General features: G+C 59.9%; 19 protein-coding genes and 8 pseudogenes. 11 read left to right on the top strand and 16 right to left on the bottom strand.

All coding sequences use genetic code 11. The annotated features are described in order from the left end of the window. Positions 1-361: 361 nt before the first annotated feature. From NKH03_RS29545 to NKH03_RS29505, 9 genes are all read right to left on the bottom strand, one after another. Positions 362-856 (bottom strand): Mov34/MPN/PAD-1 family protein, encoded by a 495-nt coding sequence (locus NKH03_RS29545; protein ID WP_352972408.1) that lies wholly within the window; start codon positions 854-856, stop codon positions 362-364. Beyond that, on the bottom strand, positions 856-2,658 hold the full coding sequence (locus NKH03_RS29540) for a ThiF family adenylyltransferase (protein ID WP_352972405.1): 1,803 nt from the start codon (positions 2,656-2,658) through the stop codon (positions 856-858). Before NKH03_RS29540 ends, NKH03_RS29545 begins: the two co-directional genes overlap by 1 nt. Before the next feature lie 438 nt (positions 2,659-3,096). Next, complete coding sequence (locus NKH03_RS29535; protein WP_352972403.1) at positions 3,097-3,594, bottom strand: Lrp/AsnC family transcriptional regulator; 498 nt, start codon at positions 3,592-3,594, stop codon at positions 3,097-3,099. Positions 3,595-4,084: 490 nt separating this feature from the next. Continuing rightward, a complete protein-coding gene (locus NKH03_RS29530) occupies positions 4,085-5,629 on the bottom strand; it encodes a fumarate hydratase (RefSeq protein WP_352972401.1) in 1,545 nt (514 codons plus the stop codon). Between the two features lie 6 nt (positions 5,630-5,635). Continuing rightward, on the bottom strand, positions 5,636-7,069 hold the full coding sequence (locus tag NKH03_RS29525; RefSeq protein WP_352972400.1) for an NAD-dependent succinate-semialdehyde dehydrogenase: 1,434 nt from the start codon (positions 7,067-7,069) through the stop codon (positions 5,636-5,638). A 202-nt stretch (positions 7,070-7,271) separates the two neighbouring features. Further along, a complete protein-coding gene (locus NKH03_RS29520; RefSeq protein ID WP_352972398.1) occupies positions 7,272-8,198 on the bottom strand; it encodes a LysR family transcriptional regulator in 927 nt (308 codons plus the stop codon). Between the two features lie 127 nt (positions 8,199-8,325). Continuing rightward, on the bottom strand, positions 8,326-9,228 hold the full coding sequence (locus NKH03_RS29515) for an HpcH/HpaI aldolase/citrate lyase family protein (RefSeq protein ID WP_352972396.1): 903 nt from the start codon (positions 9,226-9,228) through the stop codon (positions 8,326-8,328). A 136-nt stretch (positions 9,229-9,364) separates the two neighbouring features. After that, entirely contained in the window at positions 9,365-10,516 is a 1,152-nt protein-coding gene (locus tag NKH03_RS29510) for a CaiB/BaiF CoA transferase family protein (protein WP_352972394.1), read from the bottom strand. Between the two features lie 15 nt (positions 10,517-10,531). Then, on the bottom strand, positions 10,532-11,785 hold the full coding sequence (locus NKH03_RS29505) for a methylaspartate ammonia-lyase (protein WP_352972409.1): 1,254 nt from the start codon (positions 11,783-11,785) through the stop codon (positions 10,532-10,534). 150 nt (positions 11,786-11,935) lie between these two features. Here NKH03_RS29505 and NKH03_RS29500 point away from each other — a divergent pair. From NKH03_RS29500 to NKH03_RS29490, 3 genes and pseudogenes are all read left to right on the top strand, one after another. Beyond that, a pseudogene (locus NKH03_RS29500) lies at positions 11,936-12,163 on the top strand (transposase); the annotation flags it as partial. Positions 12,164-12,776: 613 nt separating this feature from the next. Then, entirely contained in the window at positions 12,777-13,955 is a 1,179-nt protein-coding gene (locus tag NKH03_RS29495) for a M24 family metallopeptidase (protein WP_352972392.1), read from the top strand. A 3-nt stretch (positions 13,956-13,958) separates the two neighbouring features. Then, positions 13,959-15,050: a M14 family metallopeptidase gene (locus tag NKH03_RS29490; RefSeq protein ID WP_352972389.1), complete on the top strand. Its 1,092-nt coding sequence runs from the start codon at positions 13,959-13,961 to the stop codon at positions 15,048-15,050. 998 nt (positions 15,051-16,048) lie between these two features. Here NKH03_RS29490 and NKH03_RS29485 read toward each other — a convergent pair. The 3 genes and pseudogenes from NKH03_RS29485 to NKH03_RS29475 form a co-directional block, all read right to left on the bottom strand. Further along, positions 16,049-16,613 (bottom strand): annotated as a pseudogene (locus NKH03_RS29485) (IS701 family transposase); the annotation flags it as partial. 286 nt (positions 16,614-16,899) lie between these two features. After that, positions 16,900-17,655 (bottom strand): annotated as a pseudogene (gene istB, locus NKH03_RS29480) (IS21-like element helper ATPase IstB). A gap of 12 nt (positions 17,656-17,667) precedes the next feature. Next, positions 17,668-18,495 carry a Mu transposase domain-containing protein gene (locus NKH03_RS29475; RefSeq protein ID WP_352972384.1) on the bottom strand — a complete coding sequence of 276 codons (828 nt, stop codon included), beginning with the start codon at positions 18,493-18,495 and terminating at the stop codon, positions 17,668-17,670. Here NKH03_RS29475 and NKH03_RS29470 point away from each other — a divergent pair. Continuing rightward, complete coding sequence (locus NKH03_RS29470) at positions 18,494-18,727, top strand: hypothetical protein (RefSeq protein ID WP_352972383.1); 234 nt, start codon at positions 18,494-18,496, stop codon at positions 18,725-18,727. The genes NKH03_RS29475 and NKH03_RS29470 overlap by 2 nt on opposite strands. A 48-nt stretch (positions 18,728-18,775) precedes the next feature. On the opposite strand, the pseudogene NKH03_RS29465 reads toward NKH03_RS29470, so the two are convergent. Then, a pseudogene (locus tag NKH03_RS29465) lies at positions 18,776-19,246 on the bottom strand (integrase core domain-containing protein); the annotation flags it as partial. Positions 19,247-19,422: 176 nt separating this feature from the next. Here NKH03_RS29465 and istA point away from each other — a divergent pair. After that, positions 19,423-20,262, top strand: a pseudogene (gene istA, locus NKH03_RS29460) (IS21 family transposase); the annotation flags it as partial. Between the two features lie 39 nt (positions 20,263-20,301). Here the strand turns inward: istA and NKH03_RS29455 are convergent. Next, complete coding sequence (locus NKH03_RS29455; protein ID WP_352972381.1) at positions 20,302-21,504, bottom strand: IS256 family transposase; 1,203 nt, start codon at positions 21,502-21,504, stop codon at positions 20,302-20,304. A gap of 54 nt (positions 21,505-21,558) precedes the next feature. Here NKH03_RS29455 and NKH03_RS29450 point away from each other — a divergent pair. Beyond that, positions 21,559-22,272 (top strand): annotated as a pseudogene (locus tag NKH03_RS29450) (Mu transposase domain-containing protein); the annotation flags it as partial. Between the two features lie 44 nt (positions 22,273-22,316). Next, the gene (gene istB, locus NKH03_RS29445; RefSeq protein WP_352972379.1) at positions 22,317-23,066 is read left to right on the top strand and encodes an IS21-like element helper ATPase IstB; all 750 of its coding nucleotides are present in this window, start codon (positions 22,317-22,319) and stop codon (positions 23,064-23,066) included. 107 nt (positions 23,067-23,173) lie between these two features. On the opposite strand, the pseudogene NKH03_RS29440 reads toward istB (NKH03_RS29445), so the two are convergent. Next, positions 23,174-23,722: pseudogene (locus NKH03_RS29440) on the bottom strand (helix-turn-helix domain-containing protein); the annotation flags it as partial. 108 nt (positions 23,723-23,830) lie between these two features. Next, a pseudogene (locus NKH03_RS29435) lies at positions 23,831-24,244 on the bottom strand (IS21 family transposase); the annotation flags it as partial. Between the two features lie 85 nt (positions 24,245-24,329). On the opposite strand from NKH03_RS29435, the gene NKH03_RS29430 reads away from it, so the two are divergent. The 4 genes from NKH03_RS29430 to tnpC form a co-directional block, all read left to right on the top strand. Next, complete coding sequence (locus tag NKH03_RS29430; RefSeq protein WP_352972376.1) at positions 24,330-24,587, top strand: transposase; 258 nt, start codon at positions 24,330-24,332, stop codon at positions 24,585-24,587. Continuing rightward, on the top strand, positions 24,560-24,739 hold the full coding sequence (locus NKH03_RS29425) for a hypothetical protein (RefSeq protein WP_352972374.1): 180 nt from the start codon (positions 24,560-24,562) through the stop codon (positions 24,737-24,739). Before NKH03_RS29430 ends, NKH03_RS29425 begins: the two co-directional genes overlap by 28 nt. Then, positions 24,736-25,086, top strand: coding sequence for an IS66 family insertion sequence element accessory protein TnpB (gene tnpB / locus NKH03_RS29420; RefSeq protein WP_023782575.1), 351 nt, complete (start codon positions 24,736-24,738; stop codon positions 25,084-25,086). The genes NKH03_RS29425 and tnpB overlap by 4 nt, the downstream gene beginning before the upstream one ends. 71 nt (positions 25,087-25,157) lie before the next feature. Beyond that, positions 25,158-26,769, top strand: a 1,612-nt coding sequence (gene tnpC, locus NKH03_RS29415) for an IS66 family transposase (protein WP_352972370.1), incomplete at its 3' end; no start/stop codon positions are given.

Below are 26,769 nucleotides of genomic sequence, written 5' to 3'. Positions count from 1 at the left end.
GCGAGTGACCCGCGGGGCGACATGGTCCGGAAAAAAGACAGGAAACGCTTGACCTCACCAACCCCAATCAGAGAAGCCTGCTAGGTCTTCCTCACTCGGAAAAAGTGCTCGATTTGCCAGCGCTGCGTGTACAAGCGACATCGGCCAGGCCGCGGCGGAGCAGGTTGCCGCATGGGTGGTCAGGAGCAGCCAATGCAGCGGGTCCACGCCGGCGGGCGCGGCCGTTTGCGACTTCACCCGCTGCAGCCCACGCTGTCTGGCAGGCCGTTCCTCGCGCAGGTTTGCCGGACCATCGCCTGACCGAAGCGGATGCCAGGTCATTCCTTTCATCAAGCCGCCGGCATCTGCGTGTGCAGAGATTTCAAAAGGCCCTTATCTGCACCGGATCGAGATGCAGCTTGTCCCAGAGCACCACGCGCGGCACCGTTTGTGCTCGCCACGCTGTCAACTGCCATGTCCCGGAAGAACCCCATAGAATCATCATCAGCGGCAGTGCGCAGCGCGCTTCTGGCGTGGCGATAACGCGGCGAAGGACGCCGCGGTCGGTCCAACTCAGCGCGCCGCTCGAAGCGCCGGGGTGGCTATGCCAGTCGCCGAGGTAAGTCTCGCGGCGACCGGAACGCTCATAGTGGGCGGCAATCTGCTCAACCTGCCATTGCTGATCCGGCTGGAACCGGAAGCGCTCGTGAAGGGCGCCGGGTCCGGGACCAATCATGACGGTTACGACGGCGGTATCAGGATTCAACCACCAGCCCATGAACGTGCCGCCGGTCTCTAACGGGAATTTGGTGTAGGCTTCGTCCGCACATTCCTGAATCACGGTGTTAGGCAGCCAGGCATCGACATCCGGCAACATCAATGCCCGCCCCGGCAGTCCCGATGTTTTGGCAGCGGATCGACACGCCAGCTCGGCGGACAGCGCGCTCGTTCATCATCAACAAAGCTGAGTGTCTGCACGACCGAACCCTCGTCCGCCTTGCCCGAGAGGGTATCGATGGCCAGCCTCACCGCCTGCAGCGAAAGTTCCTGCAGATCATAGTCGGCACCGGTGAATGTGCGCTCGCTGCACCCCGCCGGCTGGGTCAGGGCCTCGTCACCGGCATCCTGTCCTGGCGGGGGTTCGATCTCGTGCTTGTGCCATGCGTGCAAAAGGCAATTCGGGCAGCCGCTTTCGCGGACGTGCCGGACAACGGTGCCGCCCTCCAGCGTCGGCGTCGCGGACATGCTTATGAGGGGAACGGCTGCGCTTCGGCAGCGGTCATCCAGCAGCGTTGTAACGCCGTGCGAAGCGCTGCCATCGATAACGAGATCGGCGTCCCTGATGAGCGAGTCGAGAATATCGTCGTCACCCGGATCGCTAAGAGCCTGCGCCGCAATACCTATAAAATGCGAATGGCTACGGACTTCGGTTGCCGGATACTGGCGAGCGAGAAAAGCCTGCAAGGCGTCTGTCTTGCGTTGACCCCAGGCGGCTGCGCCCAGAGGCCAGCGGATCGTGTTTCCGGGCTCAAGAAGGTCATGTTCGACGAGATCGAGGGTGCGGCATCCGTTGCGAGCAAGTTCGATCGCTACCGGTGCGCCGACGGCGCCAACACCGACGACAAGGATCCGCTTGTCTTTGAGGAATGCAACGGCCGGAACGCGCCAGCCAATGTCGCCCGGCCCGGCGCGAAAAACGGGCAACGCCGTGATACGCAGTGATTTGGGGGCTTTGTTCTTCTTCGGCTCAAAGCCGTGCGCATGACCGAAGACCATGACGAAGCACCAGCCGAGGCCCGTCTCACCAAAGGCGAGCTCGCTCGGATAGACGAGTGCGCAGAGGTCAAACTTCAGACCTGAACCGTAGTTTCGTGGCCGGGTACGCCGGAGCCATGAGTAATCTTGGCGGAGCCTTTTTAGCTGTGCATCGAGCTGAGGTTCGGGCAGCATCGTGTTTTTTGATCTTACCCACGGAACCTCCAGCTCATTCTTCGCGTTGGCCAGGTCGGTTGGGAGCGGACCCGCCCATTGGTGAAGCACTTGGCCATCCTCAGCCCGAACCTCTTCGACATAGGCCCTGACCGCCGGGATATGGATTGGACCGTTCTCGGCCTCCACTTTGACCGTTTGATCTTGGATGTAGCGCAGCTGCAATGTGCCCTGCGAGGTGTCGCCGACATCCCAGCCGCTGTCGATCAGACAATAAGATCCGGAATTGCGGCCAAGGTTATTCCACCAGTATTCGGCAGGCTCGCCCTGCTGGTCTTCCTCACCGGTGCCATGAACGGAGTCGGCGAGCTGTTTTTCGAGCAACGTGCAAAGCGACCAGCCCGGTGTCCACTGCCGGGTGTCGCGGCCGAGCAGGCAGAGATTGCCCTCGATAGGACTGCGGTGGCGCGCAGGCGCGGGGTCAAGGCCGGCGAGCAGAAAGACCTGAGGCCGAAAGTGGGGGTAGGCGTCGGGAAAGACAGCCTGCAACCGAAGGGTCGTCGCCGTATCGAGCGGCCAGTCGAATGCTAGCGACAATCGCCCAGCAGCGCGGGCCGGCTCGTCAATCTCAGGAGTTATCCCGGCGGCGTACAGCGCGTCGAGTTCGTATTTAAGCCGCCCCGGATAACGCTTCTCCCAGCGGGGAACTGGCTCCGCCGGGGTTGTCACGGACGAATCGGGATCAACCATTTCTCTCATCCCACCTTGCGCGGCGGGGGCGCGGGCGGATCAGGAGGCCCCGGAGGAACACCATGTGGCGGCCCGGAAGGCACTCCGAGAGGCGGTCCCTTTCCGGGATTATCTGGCGGTCCCTTGCCGGGGTTGTCGGGTCTTCCAGCCATAATTTTCTCCATATCTACATAGTTGTGAGCTTGTGGCAGAGCAGCCACTCAAAGGTTCTTGGCAATATGTGCTTCTGAGCTTACATCCTAGGCGTAGGACTTTTCGATCCCCGCCTAGTTTGCTCAAACGCTTCGCTGCTCTCCGCCCGAAAAATCGAAGGAGAACACTCGGTCAACGGGCTCGTTATATCCGCAACTGCCTCACGAATTTCGTGGAAATGTGCGTATTTGACCGGTGAATTCGCGGAATCGGAACTAATTCCCGACGAAATCAACGCTTAAGAGTTCATCTCCGCTTGAAGGGGGACAACGGAATTGGTGAATTGGCTTTCACTGGCTTCGTCACGACAAGGCTGTAGTATTGGTTGATCCCCAATCCTGCCTGAAGGAGTCCCTCCATGAAATCTTGATACGCAGCCATGGAGGGAGACGAAACGCGCATCAGATAGTCGATACGTCCCCCGATTGCCCAGCAGTCCAGGATTTCGGGGACGTTTTGGATAGCAGCCTCGAAGTGTCTTTGATCCTCGAGACGATGGCGGTCCAAAACCACTTCCACCATTATAGAGATCATGCCCCCGATGAGGGCTGGACTGAGTCGCGCATAGAATCCCTCAATGATGCCTGCGGCTTGCAGCACGCGGAGCCGTTCTGAACAGGCCGACGCTGAAAGGTGAACACGCTTTGCTAGCTCGCTTTTTGAAATCCGACCATCTAACTGGATTTCTGAGAGAATCCGGATGTCCCAAGTGTCTAGTTGCACAGGATTTGGTTTCGACTTCACGATCTGTTGCTCTCAAACGGTGGTCGACAGTTCAATTTGTACCAACCAATCCATCATTAATTGAAGCGGGCGAATGTAACGGGCGTCATTCGTCCTCGGCCTGCTTCGCGGCGAGGTTATTGAAGCCAGGGGGCCGAGAACGATCCAAGCAGTTGGGGTATTGCGGTATTGCCCTGCCCCAAAACGGGCGATGACGCATTTGGAAAGGAGTGATCGGCTGTCAGCGGCGGTCTCCTTGTAAATATGAATGGCGCATCTTTTTGGTCTCTGTTGCTTGACCCGATTGCACCCCTGGACAGCACCCTGAGGGTCAATCGTAAGAACGGGGTCGATAAGCGTTTACAACTGAGCGTTTGGCATTGAGAGCGACTTGAAAGCCTTTCTTTTTTGGCTCGCCGATGAGCTGAAAACACAAACGCGGCCGCCTGTGTTACCGATACGGCTCAAAATCCGAGCGGGAGTCTGGCCGGATTCGCGCAGCCGGGAAGGCTCAAACGCCGATGCTGCGGGCGATGCTGTCGGCCGCCATGCGCTTACGCCACTCAAGGGGTCCGGAATTGTGAATGGAGTTTCCCTCAATATCGACAGCCATGATGACCGGCATGTCCTGGACCTCAAATTCATAGATTGCTTCCATACCTAGATCTTCAAAGGCAACGATCCGCGCCGCCTTGATCGATTTTGAAATCAGGTACGCAGCACCACCCACTGCGATGAGATAGGGCGTTTTGTGTTTGACGATCGACTCGATGGCCAGCGGACCCCTCTCCGCTTTGCCGACCATCGCATATAGCCCAGTCTCGGCGAGTATCTTTTCAGTAAAACCGTCCATGCGACTGGAGGTTGTTGGGCCAGCCGGCCCGACGACCTCATCCCCTACTGCGCGGACGGGTCCGACGTAGTAGATCATGCGTCCCCGCAGATCTACCGGGAGCGGCTTGCCGGCATCGATCAGCTCGACCATTCGCTGGTGGGCGGCGTCACGGCCCGTCAACATCTTTCCGGACAAAAGAAGGGTTTCCCCGCAGCGCCACGATGCCGTCTGTTCCTTCGTGAGCGCATCGAGATTGACCCGACGGACGCCGGTTGCATGCAAGTCCTCATGACCGATCTGGGGCCATTCGGAAAGATCGGGCGGTTGGAGCTGTGCCGGTCCTGTGCCATCCAAGGTAAACTTCAAGTGCCGGTTAGCGGCGCATTGCGGGATAAGTGCCACAGGCTTGGACGCCACATGTGTAGGATAGGTCGCAACTTTGACGTCAACCACTGTCGTCAGACCACCAAGGCCCTGGGCGCCAATGCCGAGCGCGTTAATTCGCTCATAAAGCTCGATCCGCAGTTCCTCCTCCGCTTTTGAAGACCCCCTGGAAAGCAGTTCCGACATGTCAATCGGCTCGTTCATGGCCTCCTTGGCAAGCAGCATCGCCTTTTCAGCGCTACCGCCGATGCCGACCGAGATCAGGCCGGGTGGGCACCATCCGCTGCCAAGGGTCGAAACGGTGTCGACCACCCAGTCGGCAACGGACGCGCTGGGGTTCAGGGTGGTGAAACGCGCCTTGTTTTCCGACCCGCCGCCTTTTGCGGCGATGGTGATCTCAATCTGGTTGCCGGGCACGAGGTCGATGTGGATGACCGCTGGCGTGTTGTCGCGGGTGTTGACCCGTCCGGCGAGCGGATCGGCAACGATCGATGCCCGAAGGGGGTTGTCCGGGTCGAGATATGCCCGACGGACGCCCTCATTCACGAGGTCAGCGAAACTGGCCGTTGATTTGATGCGGGCGTCCATGCCGACCTTTGCGAAGACCACGACGAGGCCGGTGTCCTGGCAGATCGGGCGCCGCCCGAAGGCCGCCATGCGAGAGTTCAGCAGAATCTGCCCGATGGCGTTCTTAGCCGCCGGGCTCTGTTCGCGCGCGTATGACTGCGAAAGGTACCGGATATAGTCGGGGGGGTGGTAGTACGAGATGTACTGAAGGGCATCGGCGACGCTCTTTGTGATATCCTTGCCGGCAATGGTCCGTGTTTTCTTATTCACGAAATCTCATCCGAATGAACCGAACCCGTTGACCAGTTTCAGGCTCTGGAAGCTCCGCACCCCCTGCTCGCCTCCTTCATATCCATACCCGCTCTGTTTAACGCCTCCATACGGCGCATCTGCTGAAACCCCTTTGAGATAATTTACACTAAGAGCGCCGGCCGAAAGACCGCCGATCAGCGCCCGTTTGGTGTCGTCAGCACCGGTGAAGACGTAGGCGGCCAAGCCATAGTCAGTGGCGTTGGCTTCTTCGATCGCCTCCTCGATCGTGTCGAACGGCGCCAAGGTGAGGATCGGCCCGAACGGCTCGTCATGAAGCACTCTGGCATTCTTTGGCACGCCTGTCAGGATCGTTGGCGGCCAGTAAAAACCCGGTTGGTCGAGGCGGGCGCCACCGGTTTCGACGGTGGCGCCGCGATCGACCGCATCCTTGACTAGACGCTGCATGGCCTCGATTCGCCGTGCATTTGCCATCGGACCCATCTCCGTCGCCAGGTCGTCCGGTGGACCGATCTTGATCTTGCGGGCGACTCCGGTCATCCGCGACAGGAATTCCTCATAGAGAGGCCGCGCGACGAGGATCCTGCTCGGCGCATTGCAGCTTTGGCCAGCGCACTCGAACTTGTATTCGGAAATTGCCGGTATAGCTTTTGCCAGGTCGGCATCCTCGCATACAATGACGGGGGAGTGCCCACCGAGTTCAAGAATGCACCGCTGCAAGTTATTCGCGGCGAGCTTGGCGAGCTGTTTTCCAACCTCGGTAGAGCCCGTGAACGTTAGGACCTTTACGGTCGGCGAGCTGAGGAGATGCCGGGATATTTGCACCGGAACGCCGAACACGAGATTGACCACGCCGTCCGGAACACCCGCTTGTCGTAGAGCTTCGACGATGTGAACTGCAGCGCTCGGTGTCTCTTCCGCCCCTTTAAGGATCACCGGGCAGCCTGCCGCCAAAGCAGGGGCGAGCTTGCGGGCGATGAGAACGGCGGGATAGTTCCAAGGCGTAAAGGCAGCCACGACGCCAAGTGGCTCGGGGACGATCACCCGGTTCGGGCCCATCGGAATAGGGGCCGACAACTCTTCGGCGTGCATTCCGTTCCACTCCAGCGTTTCGACAGCGCGCGCGTACTCACCTGTCGCTTCGGCAATCGTCTTTCCCTGTTCGGCTGACAGGTCCCTAGCCACCGCTTCAGCGTTCGCTGCCAAAATTTTGGCGACCGCTACGAGAATCTCGCCACGATCCTTTGCAGGCCGCGACGACCAGGCCTTGCGGCTGCGCTCTGCCGAAGCGAGGGCCTCATCCAGATCCGGTATCGTCGCCGAGGCCACCGAGGCAAATACCATCTCCGTCGCCGGATTGATTACAGGCAGAGTGGCTCCGCTACCACCGGCTCGCCATCTGCCATTGATGAAAAGCTGATAGCTCGTGGCGTTGGACATCCCATGCTCCGCTTGAGTATTTCTGCCAATACGAGACCAGCCGATATTCGACCATGGGCTCACTTCTCTGCAGTTTCATCGCGATGGTCACGCTGGGTCAAATATGGAATGTCGCCCAAAACCATCTTGAATCCAGATTGATGGCCGGCTCGGGCCCGCCATGGAAGCGTGATAGCACTGGGACTCGGTTTGACGGATATGCCTAACCCCGGACCGGAGCCGTGGCCGGCCATTGCCCGCTCTCGATTAATGTCCTGGTGACATTGGGGATCAGCTTGCGGACAGCAGAGACAGCGGGAGATTGCTCATCTTTGGGGTTGACGGCAAGCACGACGGAGCGGGTAATCACTGGATCAATGATTTTGACCGTTCGGACCTGTCCCTGAGAGGCTTCCCTCTGAATGGCCGAAGGGGCAAGAATAGAATACGCTTTTCCTTCCATGACCATGTTAATGATCGTAGAAAGGGAGTCGACTTCGAATCTGACGTCAAGCACACAACCGTGCTGCGCAACCACATCAGCCACCGAACGCCTGACATTGTTGTTGCGCATGGGAACCGACAGCGGGAACGCATGCAGGTCGGCGAGAGGTATCTCGTCTTCGAAAGGCGGTTCACCCGGCGGCACCACCAGGCAAAATTCTTCGCGTGCCAGAACCGTCATCCGCCCCACGCTCTCGGCAGTGCGGTACAGGACAGCCAGATTAAAGCGGCCAGCAGCCATCCACTCCTCCAGCGGTCCCGTCATGCCCTCGATCATCTTAAGTGAAATCCTCGGCAGTTCGTTTCTTACTGATTCAAGCAGCGGACCGCTAAGGACGCGCGCGGCTCCGGACGGAATGCCAATGGTCACCTCTCCGGAAGGAGATGCCACCGTGTTGGTCAGTTCCATCTCAGTGAGTCGAATTTCCTTGAGAATCGTCCGCGCCCGCTCGAGCAGTTTGGTTCCGGAGGCCGTCACGCTGACTCCGGTCCTGTCGCGCACCAGCAACTGAGTGCCGAAGCTTTCCTCCAGTTGACGCACATGCAGGCTAAGGGCGCTCTGAGCGACGTGAAGGAGTACAGCGGCCTTCGTAAAACTGCCGGCTTCCACTACGCCGACAAAGTATTTTAACTGCCTGATATCCACGGTTTAACCCAACTGAGGCACGCTCCCCAGTCCCTTCGTATTTATCTCGAAACAAGATGGCGAGCAAGTAATACTTGCCGGGCACACCGGCCAAAGGTTCCCGGTCGGACCATTGACCGGAGATAGGTCAGTTGCTGTCGGCCAGGGCCAGGATTTCGTGAGCGCGCCGCACCACCGGCGGATCAATCATCTTACCATTCAACGAGAATGCAGACACCCCGCGGGCGACTGCATCGTTCTCCGTCGCGACGACACCGCGGGCCCACGCGACTTCCTGTGCGCTTGGCGAGAAAGCCTCATTGAATATGGCCACCTGTGTCGGATGGATCGCCAAAGCTCCAGCGAAGCCAAGCCGCCGCGCATGTGTCGCGGCTTCACGAAGTTTACGAGTGTCCGAGAACTCGCCGATGCTTCCTATGAAGCCTAGCGGGAGCAAGCCGGCCGCACGAGCAGCAAAAAGAACAGCAAGGTTCGGCGTCAGCAAAAGGTCGAATTCCGGGGCGCCGCCAACAGCGGCACTGAAGTCTTCAGGACCAAGCGCCATTGCGACCATCCGCGGATCGGCCGACGCAATTGCCGCGAGTCTTTGCAAGGCGCCTGGAGTCTCGATCTGGGCAAGGAACCGGATGCGCCCCAGCGGAAGATTTCTTTCTCGTTCAAGTTCCGAAACCGCATACGCGATTTCTGACACCCACTCTGCGGAATCAGTCTTCGGAAGAACAAGGGCGTCAACACCAGCCATCACGGCTGCACCGAGATCGGCCCCTAGGGCACGCAAACCACGATTGACGCGCACCAAAACGGATGCACCCTTGCGGGTCACCTTTGCCACGGATTCAGGAAGCTGCCGCCGTGCCTCGGCCTTCTGATCCTGGGGAACGGAGTCCTCCAGATCGAGAATGATGCCATCTGCACCTCGCTCATGAGCCGCCTCCACAAAGCGCGGAACGTGGGCTGGAACGAAGAGCAGGGATCTCCAGCGGGGTACAGACGTCGCGCTTTCAACGGCGGGAACGGTGTCCGTGATCACGGAGTCGCCTCTACTGCCGATTTTAGCGAGGGCGGTGGCAGTGAGCTCGCTGGGCGGCCGATACTCTGAGATGACCCGAAGTATGCACGCTCTCTGTAAGTCGCGAGCGCACTCACCTCGCCGACAAGAGGCGCGTTCACGCAGACGCGGCCCTTTCGCGCAAACGGGCTAGAACCTCCTCGCGGACAGTCTCCGTATGAGCGCCAAGAGCCGGGACTGGACGCAGAGTGGGGCGCTCAGAATTGAAGATCGCCGCCGGCGCGATCGTTTCTACAATTCCGTCAGGTGTGCCAACCCGAATTCTGCGAATGTGCGGATGGTTTGATACGTCCTCCACCTCGTTCAGTCGCCCATATGCCAAACCCGCGGCCTCAAGCTCGTGCATGGCCTCCTGGCAGGAGAGTTCGGAAAAGCGCCTTTCAATGATCTCATCAAGTTGCACCCGGTGGCCGAGGCGCTCCATGTTGTCGGCAAAACCAGGTGCTCGTATGAGCTCCGGCTGCTTCAAGAAATTCTTGCAGAAATTTACCCATTCCCGGTCATTCTGGACGGAGAAGATGACGTCTTTGCCATCGGCGCAGCGATAGGCGCCATACGGCGCCAGTGACGGATGTTTCACGCCCGCACGTACCGTGTGGTAGCTGCTGTAGTCGTGTTGCAGAACCGGAACATTCATCCAGTCGGCCACGGCATCGAACAGTGACACCTGAATGCTAGCCCCCTCGCCGATGACCTCGCGATGATACAGCGCCTGAAGAATGGCGCTATGTGCCGTCATGCCCGCCGAGATGTCGCAAACCGAAACCCCTACACGCGCAGGCCCTTGTTGGTTGCCGGTGATCGCGCATAGGCCGGTTTCGGCCTGGACGATGAGATCATAAGCCTTCAAGTGGGAATACGGCCCCCTCTCTCCGAAACCCGAGATGTCGCAGGTGATCAGCCGCGGAAATCGGCGACGCAGATCAGCAGACCCGAAACCCAGTTTTTCGATGCTGCCCGGCCTCAAATTCTGGATAAAGACGTCCGCATTGGCAATGAGCATGTCGAGCACTGCGCGGTCCGCCTCCAACCTCAGGTCCAGACAAACCGACTCCTTACCCCGGTTGAGCCAGACGAAGTAAGCACTCTGTCCCCGCACCAGCTTGTCGTAGTTTCGGGCAAAGTCCCCTTCGGGTCTTTCGACCTTAATGACACGTGCGCCGGCATCAGCAAGGCGTGATGATGCGTACGGCGCGGCCACCGCCTGCTCCACGGCTACGACAGTGATCCCCTCAAGAGAGTTCTGCATGCGACACCGTGCTTTTCATTCAACGTTTTCGGTCTGAGTTCCACGGCCGTTCAACGTCGCCAGCAACCGATTTTGTTCATTCCCAACAATTGAGAATGCCTCGTCGACGCCCATTCCGGGCTTTGCAAGCATCATGTCGGCCTGGGTTGCCACCGCTACATGGACAGAAACCTGGGCGGAGAGATCAGTCTCGGTACAGCTTCCCCCGACATACGCTCCGACCTTGTTCTCCTTGCAGAGGAGAACGGCACGCGCTGTGTCGGCAATTGAGCCGACATCGGGCGTCTTGATTTGAACGAGATGCGTGGCCTTGGCTTCGGCAAAGAGCCGAATATCCTCAAGCGTATTGCATCTCTCATCCACGACAATGCGCGCGTTGGAACCCCGGTTGTCCAAAATTGATACGATCTGGGCATAGTTCTCGATTTGAGCTTGCGTCGAACCAAAATCCGCGGGGGACTCGATATTGAGCGTGAAATCCGGGGCGGTGCCTGCAACCTTGCAGATAAAGTCGGCGATGCTTTGCGGCTCCAAGCCGATTTCCTGGCCGATCCAGCCATACACATCGAAATGCAGCACCGGATGATAGCCCGGGTGACCGATTTGGCGCGTACGGGTTGCAACCCACTTCACGAACTCCAGGAAGGTCTGACCGTCGGTGCCGAATTTCTGCCGCGAGTTGATCAGACCGTGGGGAAGTACATCCACCGCTTTCAGGATCATCTTGTCGACGTTGATCTCGCGAGCGTCACCGCTCTGGCAGTAAATCGGGACGCGGCACGTTGGTAGCGGCAGATCAAAATCCGAGCATATGATCTCCGCCATCGTCTTGTGCTGAAGATGGGCGGCTGCACGAAGGAGAGCTTGGCTTACCCCATACTCAACAGCCAAGGGTAAGCGCTGATGTTCGACGGGTTCAAAAACCTTTGCGCAAGAATTAAGATACCGAGACGCATCGACATCAAAAAGCCGCGGCGCGACAACGCGCCACGTCAAATCTGAGATTTGGTCGGTATCGAACAAAGGATCACGTCCACCGGCACCTGAGTACTGGACGTTCATCATGTCGCCCCAAACAACTGTGTCGTCGGTAAGGACGAGCCCGACGCTGAGCGAAGATGCTGGAATGCGAATCGACTTGAACCCAGGCGTTGTCGGCGCGCCAACATAGATGAAGCCGTCCTGGATTGCGCCGGACCTAATGGCTTCCTGATCGTCATAGAAAAATGCGCCGTTGCCAGGCGCGAGCAAGACATCTTTGATCTGCACTTCGTTTCGCTCGATTTGTTCCAAACGCATTTGTGGCCGGATCTGGTCCACCCACTACCTGCCCGACTATGCGTCACTTGGCATTGAGTTCGCCAATATAATGTTCCGGACAGTGCCATCGCGTTTTGAGATGGCTGGCACCCACCCGCGATGCCGAAACGCTCGAGCTTTGCCGTCACCCAATTCGACACGCTGCGTCTGCTCCTCATCAAGATCGCCGCGCAGGTGGTCGAGATGAAGACCCAGATCCGCCTGCACCTGCCGACATCCTGCCCCGACCAGCGCATCCTGTGCATCGTGCTCGACGCCACAAACTGGATGGGACCGTGGATGCTGCGAGCGTTGCTCCGATACGCCAGGCGCATCCGCGGCTCGTGACATAGCCGACGGGGCGCCGACGCCCCGAAAAACGAACCCGCCGACCGCAACCCGCAAACCCCGCCTTCCCATCACGACGGCTCACTGCCGGCGCCCGAAGAGGGTTGGTAAAAAGCACTGCAACGGCGACCAGATCGTCGCTTCGGCCGCCAAAACTCATCGCTGTGCATCAAGGCGGTTAGTCTTAGTCTAGGCACAGAGCCTCAGCGGACTACCAATCGGCGTTCAGATCGTCGGCCGCTTTGGCGACGAGGCCACACTGGTCCGTGTGGCGCGCGATCTCGATGAGGCCTTGCCCTGGAGTGGGCGGCGGCCAGAAGTTCGAGCTGGAACAATTCAAATTCCAGCTCAGGTTTAGGCAACCTCCGTAGATGGAACAGGAGCATGCTTCCCGACTATGTCAGCCTGCCGCCATGCCGCAGCAGCATCTTCATCGATCTTGATTTGCGATGAATGGACCCTCGTATTTATATTGGACTTTGTCGGCCGCACGCTTACGATTCGAGCGGTTGCCGAGACCTAAAGCTAAAGGGACCATTGAATTTCGTGGGTATGCGAGCTCTAGGTATCATCGGCGTTTTACTATTTAAAGAAACTCTGTAGGGTGATTTTGATGCGTATTCTGAATTTCTCCGAAGCTGAGTACAGGTCTAGACTGCATCGTGTAAAAGCACGCATGGCGGAGGCAGACTTAGATGTACTTGTGATTACGGAGCCTGCGAACATATACTATTTGAGCGGATACGACGCGTGGTCGTTTTATACGGTCCAGGCACTGGTGGTTTTCCAGGACGTCGAGCTGCCCCTTTGGGTCGGGCGGCTAGTTGACTCGGCCACCGCGCATATCACGAGTTACCTGCCAGTCGACCGCATTATCCCGTATCCCGATGTCTACGTTCAGGCTGCGGATCGGCACGCGTCGCAGTTTATTGCTCACACAATTCTTCGAGAGTCGCCGAGCGCAAAAACAGTGGGAGTTGAGATGGGTGCTTACTACTATACAGCTCGAGACCACGCAGAATTTGTGAAGGCAATGCCGAACGCCCATTTCAAGGACGCCGAACTTCTTGTGAATTGGGTTCGCTTCGTGAAGAGTGCTGAAGAAGTCGCTTATATGCGAGAAGCAGGCGTTATCACTGAACGCATGATGGCCCGCGCTGTTGAAGTCGCCGCTCCGGGCGTGAGAGAGTGCGATGTGGCGGCAGCCATCTACCACGCGCAGATGACTGGCACCGAGTCTTTCGGTGGGCTTCCCGCGACGAGCCCGCCTCATATGGGGTTCGGTGCGCGAGCGCGCGAGGCACACCCAATTTTCAGTGATCGCCCTATTGACCCTAACTCTGCTGCCAATGTCGAAATTTCCGGCTGCCGACTGCGTTACCATGCTCCGATGAGCCGCACGATCTACTTTGGTAAGCCGCCCCAAAGCTATCGCGATTTGGCGTCCCACGTCATTGAGGGCATCGACGCATCTCTTGGTTTGGTGCGGCCGGGAGCAACATGCGAAGAGATCGAACTGGCATGGCGGAAGACGATGAGCGCCCATGGAATCGAGAAGGAAAGCCGGTTGGGATATTCGATAGGTGTCGCTTATACGCCGACCTGGGGCGAGCGTACGGCAAGTATTCGTCGAGGAGATCACACAGTTCTACAGCCTGGGGTGGCGTTCCACTTGATGGCCGGCCTTTGGCTCGAAGACACGGGCATCACGATCACCCAGTCGTTCGTTGTTACTGACGGTGGTTATGAGGCGCTTACCAGAACCCCTCGTGAGCTGATTGTTAAGGACTGACAAATGCGAGACGCCATACTGCAGGACGTCTCGGAAAGCTTCTCCGAGACGTATTTCGAAGCGCGCCAGAAGTTCCTCGAGCTCGCCAAGTCTGTGAAATCATATAAATCGCCGGCCCGGGGACCGGGCGGGGAGGAATTGTTCACCGATGTCGCTTGGTTTGGCGATCGGGACGCGCGTCATGTAGGCGTACTGATCTCGGCCACTCACGGCGTCGAGGGCTACTGCGGCTCGGCTGGGCAGGTAGACTGGATGCGAGGGAGCATTGCGGACTCGCTGGCGCCGGGCCAGGCGATGCTGATAATCCACGCACTTAACCCATACGGGTTTGCGTGGAATCGCCGCGTCACAGAAGAGGGCTGCGATCTAAATCGCAACTTCGTGGACTTCTCGCAGCCTCTTCCAGCCAATCCGGGGTATGACGAGCTTGCCGATTATTTAGCCCCGGCAGAGATAGGTGGTCCCGTTTTCGAAGCCGCCGAAAGAGCTATTGAAGAATTTCGCAAGAAAAACGGGGAAATTGCCTTTCAAGCCGCGAGAAAGGCTGGCCAGTACTGTCACCCCGAAGGTGTTTTTTTTGGTGGGATCGGTCCCAGCCATTCGCGTTTGACGTTAGAGACGATTGCGGAGGATTTCGCTCTGAAATCCCGAGATCGGGTGGTGATTGTCGACTCACATACGGGCTTGGGGCCCTTTGGGTACGGCGAGCTTCAGACCGAGCAGCCCTCTGGACTGGCTGGCTATGAGCGTGCGCTGGCGATGTTCGGAAGATCGGTCACCTCGCCCGATCTTGGGACTTCATCGTCAGTGCCGATACGTGGTTGCATTGATGAGTTTTGGCAGCGGCTGCTTGGTGAGCGTCACGTTTACGTGGCGCTTGAATTCGGCACGTACGATCCGGAGAACGGTCGACGGGTCCTGAGAGAGGATCACTGGTTGGCGAAAAATCCCGAGGTTGCCCCGGAACTCTCACAAGCCATCCGGCTTCGTCTTCGCGAACACTACGATCCGAGATCGACGGACTGGCGCGAAATGGTCATCTGGCGCAGCCGTCAGGTGCATCGCCAGATGTTCGAATCGCCCACAGATTTCTGAATGCTCGAGCCAGTACAACTAAGGCAAAGCTTGAAAGTATTCCGACCAGGAGAAGCACCGTGAACCAGAAGACTTTGGGAATTTTGGAGCTCGAAAACAGACCGATCGGCCATCCTGGGGCACTGTGTGCGCCCGAGACACATCAATTTCCGATCAAGCGTCTGACTGTTGAAGGCGCGAACGTGGCCAGGTAATTGCCGGAGACCGATCGCTGAAGGATGCATATATCAGCGGAGCGCGAAAACTCGAAAGCGAGGGGGTGTCGGCAATAACCACCAACTGCGGCTTCAGCTCACTGCACCAAGCCGAAGTGGCGGCTGCGGTTTCCGTGCCAGTTGTGTTGTCGAGCCTCGCGCTTGTGCCACTCGTCGCTAAGAGTTTACCTTGGGGTCGCAAAGTAGGTATCCTGACATATGACTCCACCAAACTCGCAGAGCACCATTTTTGATGCGGCCGGGTGGTCGTCAAAAGAGATAGATGTAGCCATCGGAGGTATCGAAGGCTCGCTAACGTGGCAGCGGCTTGCGGATACCAGCCCCGATGCACCTCCAGAACTCATCACAGCCGATGTAATGGCCGGGGTGAAATCGCTAACCAGCGGTGGGTGCCCTCGTTCTCGAGTGCGCCGGTTTCCCGCGTGAGACTGGCTTGTTGGTGGCAGACTTCGTGACGCTCGCGAAGGCGCTTATCGAGGTCAGCCACGCCGCGTGAAGTATGACCAGCATGTGTGGCGGCAGCGCCAGAGGCCCGGCAGGCCAGAGTTCCGATCAAGGTTCACATCCTCAATCTCCTGCACAGGCTTCAGCGTGACCTTCGCACGAGTACTACAATTGCGCATGTTCGCGCCGTTTGTAGTGACAGATGGTGGCCGTGGCCTGATGTCGTCGCCATAGCGACCAGGCGATGAATGAAGGGCTTTTGTGTCGGTGGGAAGATGCGGATGCGGGCGAGGAGATAGCGGATCTCGGGGACGCTCGGGACGAGCGCAGCCATCCGGATCAGGCGGCGATTGGCTCCTTTGGACTCGTTTCGTTCGGTTTGCTCCATGCGCTGCGGCGAAGATCAGCCGATAGCTTCGAGAGGAATGCCAGGGCGGCCATGCACAGGCTCATGTGGCGATGCCATCCATGCCAGGACCGAGCCTCGCAATGATCAAGTCCGAGATCATCCTTGGCGCGCTCAAAGCACTCCTCGATCGCCCAGCGCAGGCCGGCCACTGCCGCCAATTCGGCCAAGGAGGAACCGGGCGGGGCGAAGACCAGGTAGTGGGCTTTTTCTCCGGATGTCGATCGCTTGCGGCGGACGAGAAGCCAATGCTCGAAGCCGCCTTTTGACGTCCAAGGGCGGCGGATGCGTGCCCACTCGTAGAGCCGAGGCCCTTTGGCGCCTTCACCTGCCGCATGACAGACCCAGTCGTCGGGCTCGAACTCGCTGGCCAGTTCCTCGGGCGAGGTTTCCTCAAACCCACGATCCCCTCCACGGCGCATGAAGTGAGAGCCTCGAACCGCTAAGACATAGGGCTGCTCGCGAGCTTCCAGCAATCCGGCGAAGGCTGCTGTCCGCCGGGCGAAGCTGTCGAGTGTCTTTCCAGGCGGCAGATGCGGTCTTGATCGTCGGCAATCTGAGTTCGTTGAGCATGATGCCGAGACGGGCTTCGTCGATGATGTGGGCGTCCTTCATGCGATGTCTCCCACACAGGCTGCGTATTCCGACGAAGCCGGCCATCGATTCCGATTTGAAGCCGGCCAGTCATTCCGATTTCATTCCGGCCGGTGTTCCGATTTGAAGCCGGCCATTTTTCGGACTGATCCTGGGTCTGGTTGATGTTTGGATTGGGTTTCGTTTCAGGTCAAGCTTGGGCTGTTTCGGTCGCTCTTAGCGAGCGCTGTTTTCGCATGCTTTCACCGGTGAGATCGATGCGATAGGCGTTGTGAACGAGGCGGTCGAGGATGGCATCGGCCAGGGTTGGGTTTGCAATGATCTCGTACCAGCGATCCAGGGGCAGCTGACTGGTGACGATTGTCGATCGGCGTTCGTAGCGGTCTTCGATGATCTCAAGCACATCACGCCGCTGGTCATCATTGAGTTTTTCCGGTCCCCAGTCATCGAGAATGAGAAGGTCGGTTTTGGCGAGCTGCTTGAGGATCCGGCCATATCGTCCGTCGCCTCTCGCGAGGGCAAGTGTTGCAAACAGCCGGGGAACGCGGTGATAGGCGACGGAGAAATCCTCTCGGCAAGCTTTGTGGCCAAGCGCACAGGCCAGCCAGCTCTTGCCCACGCCCGCCGGCCCGGTGATGAGAAGACTGTGATGCTTGCGAATCCAGTCGCAGCCGGCGAGCGCCATGAACAGATTGCGGTCAAGACCGCGTGCGGCACGAAAGTCGGCATTCTCGATCTGTGCGTCATGGCGAAGTTTTGCAGCTCTGGCGCGGGCTTCGAAACGCTTCTGGCGGCGCATGGTAGCCTCGCGCTCGAGCAGCATGGCAAGCCATTCGCCATGCTCGAGGCCGCGTGCTTCGGATTGTGCGTCGAGTTCCTAGAAGGCGGTGGCCATGCCATGAAGGCCGAGTTCGCGCAGCATGTCGATCGTCGGATGGATAAGCATTGGTGTGTCTCCTCAATGAAAGTAATCAGGGCCACGCAGATTGGCGTGATCGACGATGGCGGTCGGTTCGGTGGAATGCCTTGCGGCCTTGTGATTGGCGATGAGCGAGGCGATGCTCTTGCAGTTCAGCCCACCGATCTCGACAGCGCGGGCTGACACGGCTTCGGCGCGATCGCGTGTGACATCGCGAAACAGGCGCAGGACACCCAGGCATGTTCGAAAGCCTTGTTCAGGATGTGGGCGGCTGGCGAGGATTGCGACAACCAAGCCTTCCGTCTCGGGGCCGACGGATGCGGCCCAGCGACGGAAACGATCCGGCGTCCACTCGGCATATCGCCGGTGGGAGCTGGGCATATGATCCGGATCAGTCCCATGACGAGGGCCGCCATAGCGGCGCTGATGGACGGCAATGCGCTTGCCGCGGTGAAAGATCTCGATCGTGCGTGCCGTTGCTCTCAGATCGACTTGTTGGCGAATGAGGTTGTGCGGTACGGAATAGAAGAAGGTCTTGAACTCAACATGGTAGTCCGTCGAGACGCGGGCCAAACGCCACTCGGCGAATTCGTAGTCTTCGTTCGGAAGGCTTGCGAGCGCAGCACGCTCGACGCTCTCAAACAGTTGCCGGCGACTGACGCCCAGCCGACGCATGACGTGATCATTGATGCGATCGAGTGCCTGGCGAATGGCGGCATTGGCCTCGGCCAGCGAGATGAAGGTCTGGTTGCGCAGCCGCCCCAGAATGCACGACTGGGCGAAACGCACGCCGTTCTCGACTTTCGAATGGTCGCGCGGCTTGCGGCTTCGGGTCGGCAGGATCGTCGTGTCGTAATATTCTGCCATGGCGGCGAAGGTCTGGTTGAGCGTCGGCTCGAACCACAGCGCCTTGGCGACGCCGGCCTTCAGATTGTCGCAGATCCTGAGTTACCCCGCCGAAGAAGGTGAGTGCCCGGCACTGGCCCTCGATCCAGTCCGGCAGTTTTTGGCTGAAGCTGGCATGGGCGAAGGTGAAGGACGAGGCGCCCAGCACTGCAACGAAGATCTGAGCCTGGTAGATGTAGAAGTTTGTACTTGATCGGACAGTTGGCGTCTGAGAGTGGTCCGTTTTGCCTGTCCGATGGGATCAGGCAGCGATCATTTTCTCCTTCGCCAGCGGGGCGGTGTCAAGGAAGGTCTGCATCGGCGTCTTGCCGAAGCACCAGCGGCCCTGATGTGGGCGCTCCTCATTGTAACTTCTGACCCATTCATCCAGATCGGCCTGCAGCTCCTCGAACGAGCCGTAGATCTTCTTCCTGAAGGCGACCCGGTAGAACTCGTCCAGCACCGTCTCGTGGAACCGTTCAACGATGCCATTGGTCTGCGGGTTCTTGGTCTTGGTGCGGGAATGATCGACGTCCTCGACCGCCAGATAGAGCTCGTACTCGTGGTGTTCGGGATTGCCGCAATATTCGGTGCCGCGGTCGGTCAGCACCCGGCTTAGCTTCACCTCGTGGGCGTCGAAGAACGGCACCACGCGGTCGTTGAGGAGATCGGCGGCGGTGATCGGCGTCTTGCGGTCATAGAGCTTGGCGAAGGCGACCTTCGAATAGGTGTTGCGTGTTTCGGTAATTCCCGGACACCCTTTTCGCTAAATCCCGGACAGTGATTTCGGTAATTCGCGGACAGCGTTTCCGCTAAATCCCGGACAGTTTTCGGGAGCGGATTTAACGGTCGGTTCTCGGCTGCGCCGTTCTGGCAGTTTGGCCTCTCACGATGACGTTGAGAGGGGCCATGCCGAGACGGAAGCAAGCGAGACGAACGAGTGTGAGGGATATCCAAGCGATCTTGCGCCTGACCCATGAGCAGGGTCTTTCGGTGCGTGAGGTGTCAGAACGGCTGAAGATCAGCAAGACGACGGTATCGACCTATTTGCTGCGGGCGCGGGAGGCCGGGCTGGCATGCTGGCCGCTGCCGCCCGGCCACGACGAGGCGACGCTTGAGCGGCTGCTGTTTGGCCGTGCCGGTCGTCCGCCGCAAGACCTGAGCGAACCGGACTTTGCGCTGATCGCCAGGGAGTTGAAGCGCAAGGGGGTGACGCTGACGCTGTTGTGGCAGGAGTATCGCGCCGCCCATCCGGACGGCTACGGCTACACTTGGTTCTGCGAGCACTTCGCCGCTTTCGAGCGCCGGACGAGCGCCACATTCCGCAACCGGCATGCGGCGGGCGCGGTGATGCAGACGGACTATGCCGGGCAGACGGTGCCGGTGATGGATCCGGCGACCGGCGCCATTTACCCGGCGCAGATTTTTGTCGCGGTGCTTGGCGCCTCCAATCTGACCTTCGCCTTTGCCAGCTCCAGCCAAAAGCTGCCGGACTGGATCGAGGGCCAGGTGCGAGCGCTCGCCTTCTTCGGCGGTGTCACCAGAGCGATCGTATGCGACAACCTGAAGGCCGGTGTCGTCAAGGCGCTGTGGTTCGAGCCGACGCTGAACGCGACCTTTGCAGCCATGGCCGAGCATTACGATACCACCATCCTGCCGACCCGAAGCCGGAAGCCGCGCGACAAGGGCAAGGTCGAGGGCGCGGTGCTGATCGTCGAGCGTTGGATTCTGGCACGGCTCAGGAATAGATGGGACTGTCAGGAATCTTGTGCGTGAGGCCGGTTGTCGTCATTGGCTGACGAACCTTTCGCCGAAGACGACGGCGAATTGTGTTCTGGCCTCGAACCACTCGCGCGGGGCGCGTTTCCATTCCTCGGCGGCGTGGTTGAGAACCAGATATAGCAGTTTCATCGCCGCGTCGTCATTGGGAAAGTGACCGCGCGTTCGCACGGCCCGCCGCAGCTTTGAGTTCAGCGCCTCGATGGCGTTTGTCGTGTAGATGATGCGGCGCACGCTCTCGGGGAATGCGAAGAACGGCACGACATGGAGCCAGTTGCGCCGCCAGCTCTGAGCGATCGCCGGATAACGTTGGCCCCAGTAGCCAGCGTCGAAGGCATCGAGCGCGGCCAGGCCGGCTTCGGCGTCCTTGGCCCGGTATATCGCCCGCAGCGCCGGCACGACAGGCTTGCGGTCCTTCCAAGACACGAACTCCAATGAATGGCGGATCAGGTGCACAATGCAGGTCTGCACGACCGTTTGCGGGAATACGGCGTTGATCGCTTCTGGAAAGCCCTTCAGGCCGTCGACGACGGCGATCAGGATGTCGGCGACACCTCGGTTCTTCAGCTCATTCATGACGCGCAGCCAGAATTTGGCGCCTTCGGTCTGCTCGATCCAGATCCCCAATATCTCCTTGCCGCCGTCGGGCAGGATGCCGAGCGCGATATAGATCGCCTTGTTGCGGACGAAGCCCTCGTCGCGAATTTTGACCCGGATGGCGTCGAAGAAGACCAAGGGAAAGCAGGCGTCCAACGGCCTGTTCTGCCATTCGGCGACCTCCTCAAGCACGGCGTCGGTGACGACCGAGATCAGGTCCGGCGAAACGTCGATGCCGTAGAGCTCCTCCAGGTGGCCGCGGATCTCGCGCACGCTCATGCCGCGCGCATACATGGATACGATCTTGGCGTCGAAATCGGGAAAGCGGCGCTGATACTTTGCGATCAACTTCGGGTCGAAGGAGCCGGCACGGTCACGCGGGATCGAAAGTTCGAGCTTCGATGTGCCCGTCAGAACCGTCTTCTTCGAATGTCCGTTGCGCCGGTTCGCCAGTCCTGTGGCTTGCTCCTCGTCAAGATGATCGTCCAACTCGGCGTTCAGTATCCGCTCCGAAAGCGCCTTCTTCAGATCGTCGAGCAAACCGTCCTTGGCAAACAGCTCCTGTGGGTCGCGCCCGGCAAGCAACCGATCCAGTACTTCCTTCTCAATGGCCATGCGATGATTCTCCTTTCCATCATGGCCTCACGCACAAGATTCCTGACAGTCCCGAATAGATCCTTCTTCTCGATCGCCGAGCTCAACGCGGCGATCGCCGAACTGCTCGAGGATCTGAACAACCGGCCGATGCGCCATGTCGGCCAAAGCCGCCGCGAACTGTTCGAGGAGATCGAGCGGGCCGCCTTGAAGCCGCTGCCGGCAGCACCGTTCGAATACGCCGAGTGGAAGTCGGCGAAGGTGCATCCTGACTACCATGTCGAAGTCGACAAGACCTTCTACTCGGTGCCGCACCGGCTGATCGGGCGCACCGTCGAGGTGCGGCTTACTCATCGAGTGGTCGAGATCTTCCACGATCACCAGCGTGTCGCCAGCCATGTGCGTCGCTCACAGCGTTCCGGCCATGTCACCGTCAACGAACACATGCCCAAGGCGCACCAGCGCTACGCCAACACCACGCCGGCCAGCCTGATCAGCCGGGCGGCCGGGATCGGCCCCAACGCCGCCATTCTGGTCGAGCGCATGATGCGCGACCGACCGCATCCGGAACAGGGATATCGCTCGGCCATGGGCATCCTGTCGCTGGCGCCGCGCTATGGGCCGGAGCGTCTCAATGCCGCCTGCGAGCGGGCGCTGCTGATCAACGCGATCGCCTACTCCTCCGTCACCGCCATCCTCAAAGCCGGCCTCGACCGGGCCAGCTCCCCAGAACCGGCAAAGCCGACTCCCCAGCACGCCAACATCCGCGGCTCGAACTATTACCAGTGAAGGAAAGGAAGAAAGAATGCTGACGAACCCCACCCCTCGACCAGATGCAATCCCTCGGTCTGGCCGGCATGGCTGCCGCCTGGCGCGAACTGGCCGAACGGAACAACGCCAACGAGCTCAGCCGTGATGAGTGGCTCGGCCTGATGCTCGACCGCGAGGTTGCCATACGGGCCGACAAGCGCGTCCGGAACCGGCTCGCCTCAGCCAGGTTGCGCTTTCCCGAAGCCGGCATTGAGGACATCGACTTTGCCGCGCCGCGCGGGCTCGACCGGCGCAGCACCATGGCGCTCGCCCAGGGCGAATGGCTGAAGGCGCATGAGAACCTAATCGTCACCGGCCAGACCGGAACCGGCAAGTCGTGGCTGGCCTGCGCCTTCGGCCGGCAAGCGGCACGGCTCGATCATTCCGTGCTCTATGTGCGCGTGCCGCGCCTGTTCGAGGATTTGGCGCTCGCTCGTCTCGATGGCCGCTTCCCACGCCTCATTGACAAGCTCACCCGCGCGCAACTGCTCATCCTGGATGACTTCGGAACCCACTCCCTCACCGACCAACAGCGCTTCCATCTGTTCGAAATCGTCGAGGAACGCTATCGCCGCAAATCCACCCTGATCACCGCCCAGGTCCCGGTGGCCAGATGGCATGACTTGATCGCAGACCCAACCGTCGCCGACGCCATTCTCGATCGGATCGTGCACAACGCCCACCGTATCGTGCTCCATGGCGACAGCATGCGAAAGCAAAAGGCAGCGCCCCTCTTGACCGGCGCCGAAAACAGCGAAATCAATCACCCATGAACGCAACAAGGCACCCGAGGACCGTCGCCGCCAAACTGTCCCGACATTAGCGAAATCGCTGTCCGGGAATTAGCGGAACCCCTGTCCGGCTTTTGCGAAATGCGCAAGGTGTCAAGGAAGGTCTGCTGGTAGATGCGTCCGACCCCCTTCATGTTGCCGACATAGAAGGTGTCCTGGCCGCCGCAATAGCCCGAACTCGCCATGCGCCTCCTTGTCCAGCTTGGCCTTTTCCAGCGCCGCCAATTGGCTCTCGGTGAGCACGATGCCGTCCTGGGCGACCTTCGCCTCCAGCGCCTTCAACCGCTTCTTCATCGTCTCCAGATCGTGACGCTGCCACACCCCGCGTACGCCCGACGGCGAGACCGAGTGGCCGAGCTTGCGCATTTCGTTGGCGATGCGGGTCTGTCCATAGGCGGGATATTCCAGCGTCAGCTCGACGCCTCGATCTCCGGTGGCGTGCGGTTGGCCAGCAGCGGCTTCCTGCGCGTCAGCTCCTGCAGCGCCAATTCGCCGCCGGTCTCGTAAAGCTCCTTGAAGCGGTAGAAGCTGTCGCGTGAATAGCCCATCATCTTGCAGGCCTGGCTGACATTGCCGAGCTGTTTGGCCAGCTCCAGCAGCCCCACCTTGGCGCGGATGATCTTTTGGTCCTTGGTCATGTCAGTGTCCTTTCTGTCGCCGAGGCCGGGCGCTGCGAACCCTGACCACTCCGCGCCCGGCCTCGGCTCAAGCTTCAGCCCAGGACACCGTCTGTCAGATAAAGTTTAAACTTTTACATGGTAGATGACGCCAGTATCGGGATCGACAACGGGCACGGTGTGGCCCGCATAGTCGGTCTGCATCACCGCGCCCGCCTCGTGGCGGTTGCGGAACGTTGCGCTCGACCGGCGCTGGAAAGCGCCGAACCGATCACAAAACCAGGTGTAGCCATAACCATCGGGGTGCGCCGCGCGGTATTCCTGCCACAACAACGTCAGCGTCACGCCCTTGCGCTTCAGCTCGCGCGAGATCATCGCCCAATCGGGCTCGTCCAGTTCCTGCGGCGGACGGCCAACCCGGCGAAACAGAAGCCGCTCAAGCAATACGTCATCGTCATAGCCCGGCGGCAGCGGCCAGTCCGAGATGCCGGCCTCACGCGCCCGCAACAGATAGGTTGAAACCGAAGTCTTGCTGATCTTCAGCGTAAGCGGTGCGCCAAGGCACCTTGCAATAGGCTGATAAACATGGAGCTTTCGCGCCATGACATTGGAACATGCGAGGGGCGATATGGTCGCCGAGATCAGCGGCGGCGCGCCGGCCGAAGATTGTGCAGCGATGCCCGGGCGCGTGCGGCAGCGAAGGCTGTGGAGTTGCACTGAGAAGCGCGCGTTGGTCGACCTGGCGAGCGCGGCGGGGTCGTCGGTGCCTGAGGTCGCGGAAGCGTTCGGCGTAGCTCCATCCCAGCTCTATGCGTGGCGCAAGCAGATGGCCGGCGGCGAACTCGAGGCCATCGGGCGATGGCAACTTTCGCGCGGATCGAAGTGACCGATCTGCCCGAGGTCGAGCGTCCCGTCGCCGATTGCCCGGACCCGGCCGGCAGGATCGTCGTGGCCTTTCCGAACGGCGCGCGATTGCGGATCGACGGGACCATCGATCCGACGGCGCTGCGTATCGTACTGGCGGAGTTGACCAGGTGATCACGGTGGTGCCGACCGACCGGATTTACTTGTGCTGCGGTGAGACCGATATGCGCCGCGGGATCAACAGCCTGGCGCGGATGGTGCAGCAGGTGCTCGCGCTCGACCCGCATTCCGGCGCGATTTTCTGCTTCCGTGGACGCAAGGGTCATATCATCAAGATTTTGGCGCATGACGACCAGGGGTTTTGCCTTTTTACAAAACGCCTTTCCGATGGGTGTTTCGCTTGGCCGACGACCAAGGATCAGGTGACCGTGTCGCTCACCAAGGCACAGCTTTCGCTACTTTTGGACGGGATCGATTGGCGCCGGCCGAACAAGATTTATCGACCGCGTCTGGCCGGCTAAATTAGGCCGTTCTCATTGATTTTGTGTCGATTTTGCTTCCGTAGACGAGGTCTTTCGGGTATGTAATTTGGGTGTCGGAACAAGCTCCCTCCATCGCTGATTTCCTCGCTCGGATCGCCACTCTGGAGGCGGCCGTTTCCGCCCGTGACATCGCCATTGCCGAACGGGATGAGCAGCTGCGAAGAGAGCGCGCCGAGGCCGCGCTTCGCATCCAGCGCCTGCAGCTGCAGATCGATCGCTTCAACCGCAAGGCCTTCGGCCGCTCCTCCGAGAAGCTCGGCCAGATGCAGCTCGAACTCGAAGATCTCGAGACCGATTTCGCCGCCAGCGTGCCCGATCTCGAACTGCCTATCGTCGCGGACAGCGAGAAGGTCCGGGTGTTGCCGCTGCGTAAGCTCAACCCCAACCTGCCGCGCAAGCGGGTCGTTCGCGAGCCGTCTTGCGCATGCTGCCCGGGCTGCGGCGGCGATCTGCGCGCGATGGGCGAAGATAGCGACGAGATGCTTGATCTGGTCGCCCAGGCCTGGCAGGTGATGGAGACCGTTCGACCCAAGTACAGCTGCCGGACCTGCGATAAAATCATCCAAGCGCCGGCACCAGCCAAGGCCATTGCACGCGGCAAGCTCAGCTATGCCGCGCTCGCCCATATCATGATGGCCAAGTGGGGTTATCATTTGCCCTTTTACCGTCAGGCCCAGATGATGGCCGCCAAGGGCGTCGATATCGAGCGATCCACGCTTGCGCGCAGCGCCGGCTACGCCGCCGCCTTGCTCGATCCGATCTACAATCGCATCCGTGAGATCGGCCGTACCCGCAGCAAGATTCACACCGACGACACGCGGCTTCCAATCCTGGCGCCCGGCACTGGCAAGACGCACAAGGGCGCGCTCTGGGTCTACGTCGCCGACGACCGCAACTCGGGTTCGAAGGAGCCGCCGATCGCCTGGTATCGCGCCACCATGGGCCGCGCCGGCGAGAGCGTGATGAGCGAGCTCGCCGGATTTGCCGGCACGCTCCAGGCCGACGGTTTCAGCGGCTATAACCAGATCTACAAGGGCGGCGCCATTCGAGAAGCGGCCTGCCTGGCCCATCTGCGTCGCAAGATATTCGACGTTCACGACAGCCAGCCGACCGAGCTCAGCACGACGGCGATGGCCGGTATCCAGGCGATCTACCGGATCGAGGAAGAGATACGGGGACTCCCGCCCGCCGAGCGATTGGCCGCACGACGAAGTCGGACCCGACCACTGGTCCGGGCGCTGCGACGACAGCTCACGCGCCAGGGCAACGGCTTGTCGCGCCATGCCGATATCAGCAAGGCCTTCGCCTATGGCACCAAGCGATGGCGCGCGTTCAATCGCTTCCTCTACGATGGCCAGCTCGAGCCTGACAACCTGATCGCGGAGCGGGCCATTCGTGGATTTACGGTCGGCAGGCGCAACTGGCTCTTCTCGGGCAGCTTCGCCGCGGCAGAGCGGTCAGCGGTCGTGCTCAGCATCATCGAGACGTGCAAGCTCTGCGGCGTCGATGCCGAAGCCTACATGGCCGACGTCACCGAGCGCATCCAGAACGACTGGCCAGCCTCGCGCTGGGACGAGCTGATGCCGTGTTGGGGTGGACGGCTCCCAACGGCATCGCGATGTGCCAGAATGAGTTCGTTGAAAGCTCAATCGAGGGAGACCG

It is taken from the genome of Mesorhizobium sp. M1406, assembly GCF_040317555.1.
In the GTDB taxonomy this organism is placed as follows: domain Bacteria; phylum Pseudomonadota; class Alphaproteobacteria; order Rhizobiales; family Rhizobiaceae; genus Mesorhizobium.
The sequence above is the reverse complement of the archived record's forward strand: the minus strand, read 5'-3'. Positions and strand labels throughout refer to the sequence as shown.

Excerpts from the sequence above, each read along its gene's own strand:
- NKH03_RS29545 (WP_352972408.1), bottom strand. The coding sequence starts at position 856 with ATGTTGCCGGATGTCGATGCCTGGCTGCCTAACACCGTGATTCAGGAA.
- NKH03_RS29540 (WP_352972405.1), bottom strand. The coding sequence starts at position 2,658 with ATGGTTGATCCCGATTCGTCCGTGACAACCCCGGCGGAGCCAGTTCCC.
- NKH03_RS29525 (WP_352972400.1), bottom strand. The coding sequence starts at position 7,069 with ATGTCCAACGCCACGAGCTATCAGCTTTTCATCAATGGCAGATGGCGA.
- NKH03_RS29510 (WP_352972394.1), bottom strand. The coding sequence starts at position 10,516 with ATGCAGAACTCTCTTGAGGGGATCACTGTCGTAGCCGTGGAGCAGGCG.
- NKH03_RS29495 (WP_352972392.1), top strand. The coding sequence starts at position 12,777 with ATGCGTATTCTGAATTTCTCCGAAGCTGAGTACAGGTCTAGACTGCAT.
- NKH03_RS29490 (WP_352972389.1), top strand. The coding sequence starts at position 13,959 with ATGCGAGACGCCATACTGCAGGACGTCTCGGAAAGCTTCTCCGAGACG.
- NKH03_RS29470 (WP_352972383.1), top strand. The coding sequence starts at position 18,494 with ATGGCGGCGAAGGTCTGGTTGAGCGTCGGCTCGAACCACAGCGCCTTG.
- NKH03_RS29475 (WP_352972384.1), bottom strand. The coding sequence starts at position 18,495 with ATGGCAGAATATTACGACACGACGATCCTGCCGACCCGAAGCCGCAAG.
- NKH03_RS29455 (WP_352972381.1), bottom strand. The coding sequence starts at position 21,504 with ATGGCCATTGAGAAGGAAGTACTGGATCGGTTGCTTGCCGGGCGCGAC.
- istB (WP_352972379.1), top strand. The coding sequence starts at position 22,317 with ATGCAATCCCTCGGTCTGGCCGGCATGGCTGCCGCCTGGCGCGAACTG.
- NKH03_RS29430 (WP_352972376.1), top strand. The coding sequence starts at position 24,330 with ATGGTCGCCGAGATCAGCGGCGGCGCGCCGGCCGAAGATTGTGCAGCG.
- NKH03_RS29425 (WP_352972374.1), top strand. The coding sequence starts at position 24,560 with ATGGCAACTTTCGCGCGGATCGAAGTGACCGATCTGCCCGAGGTCGAG.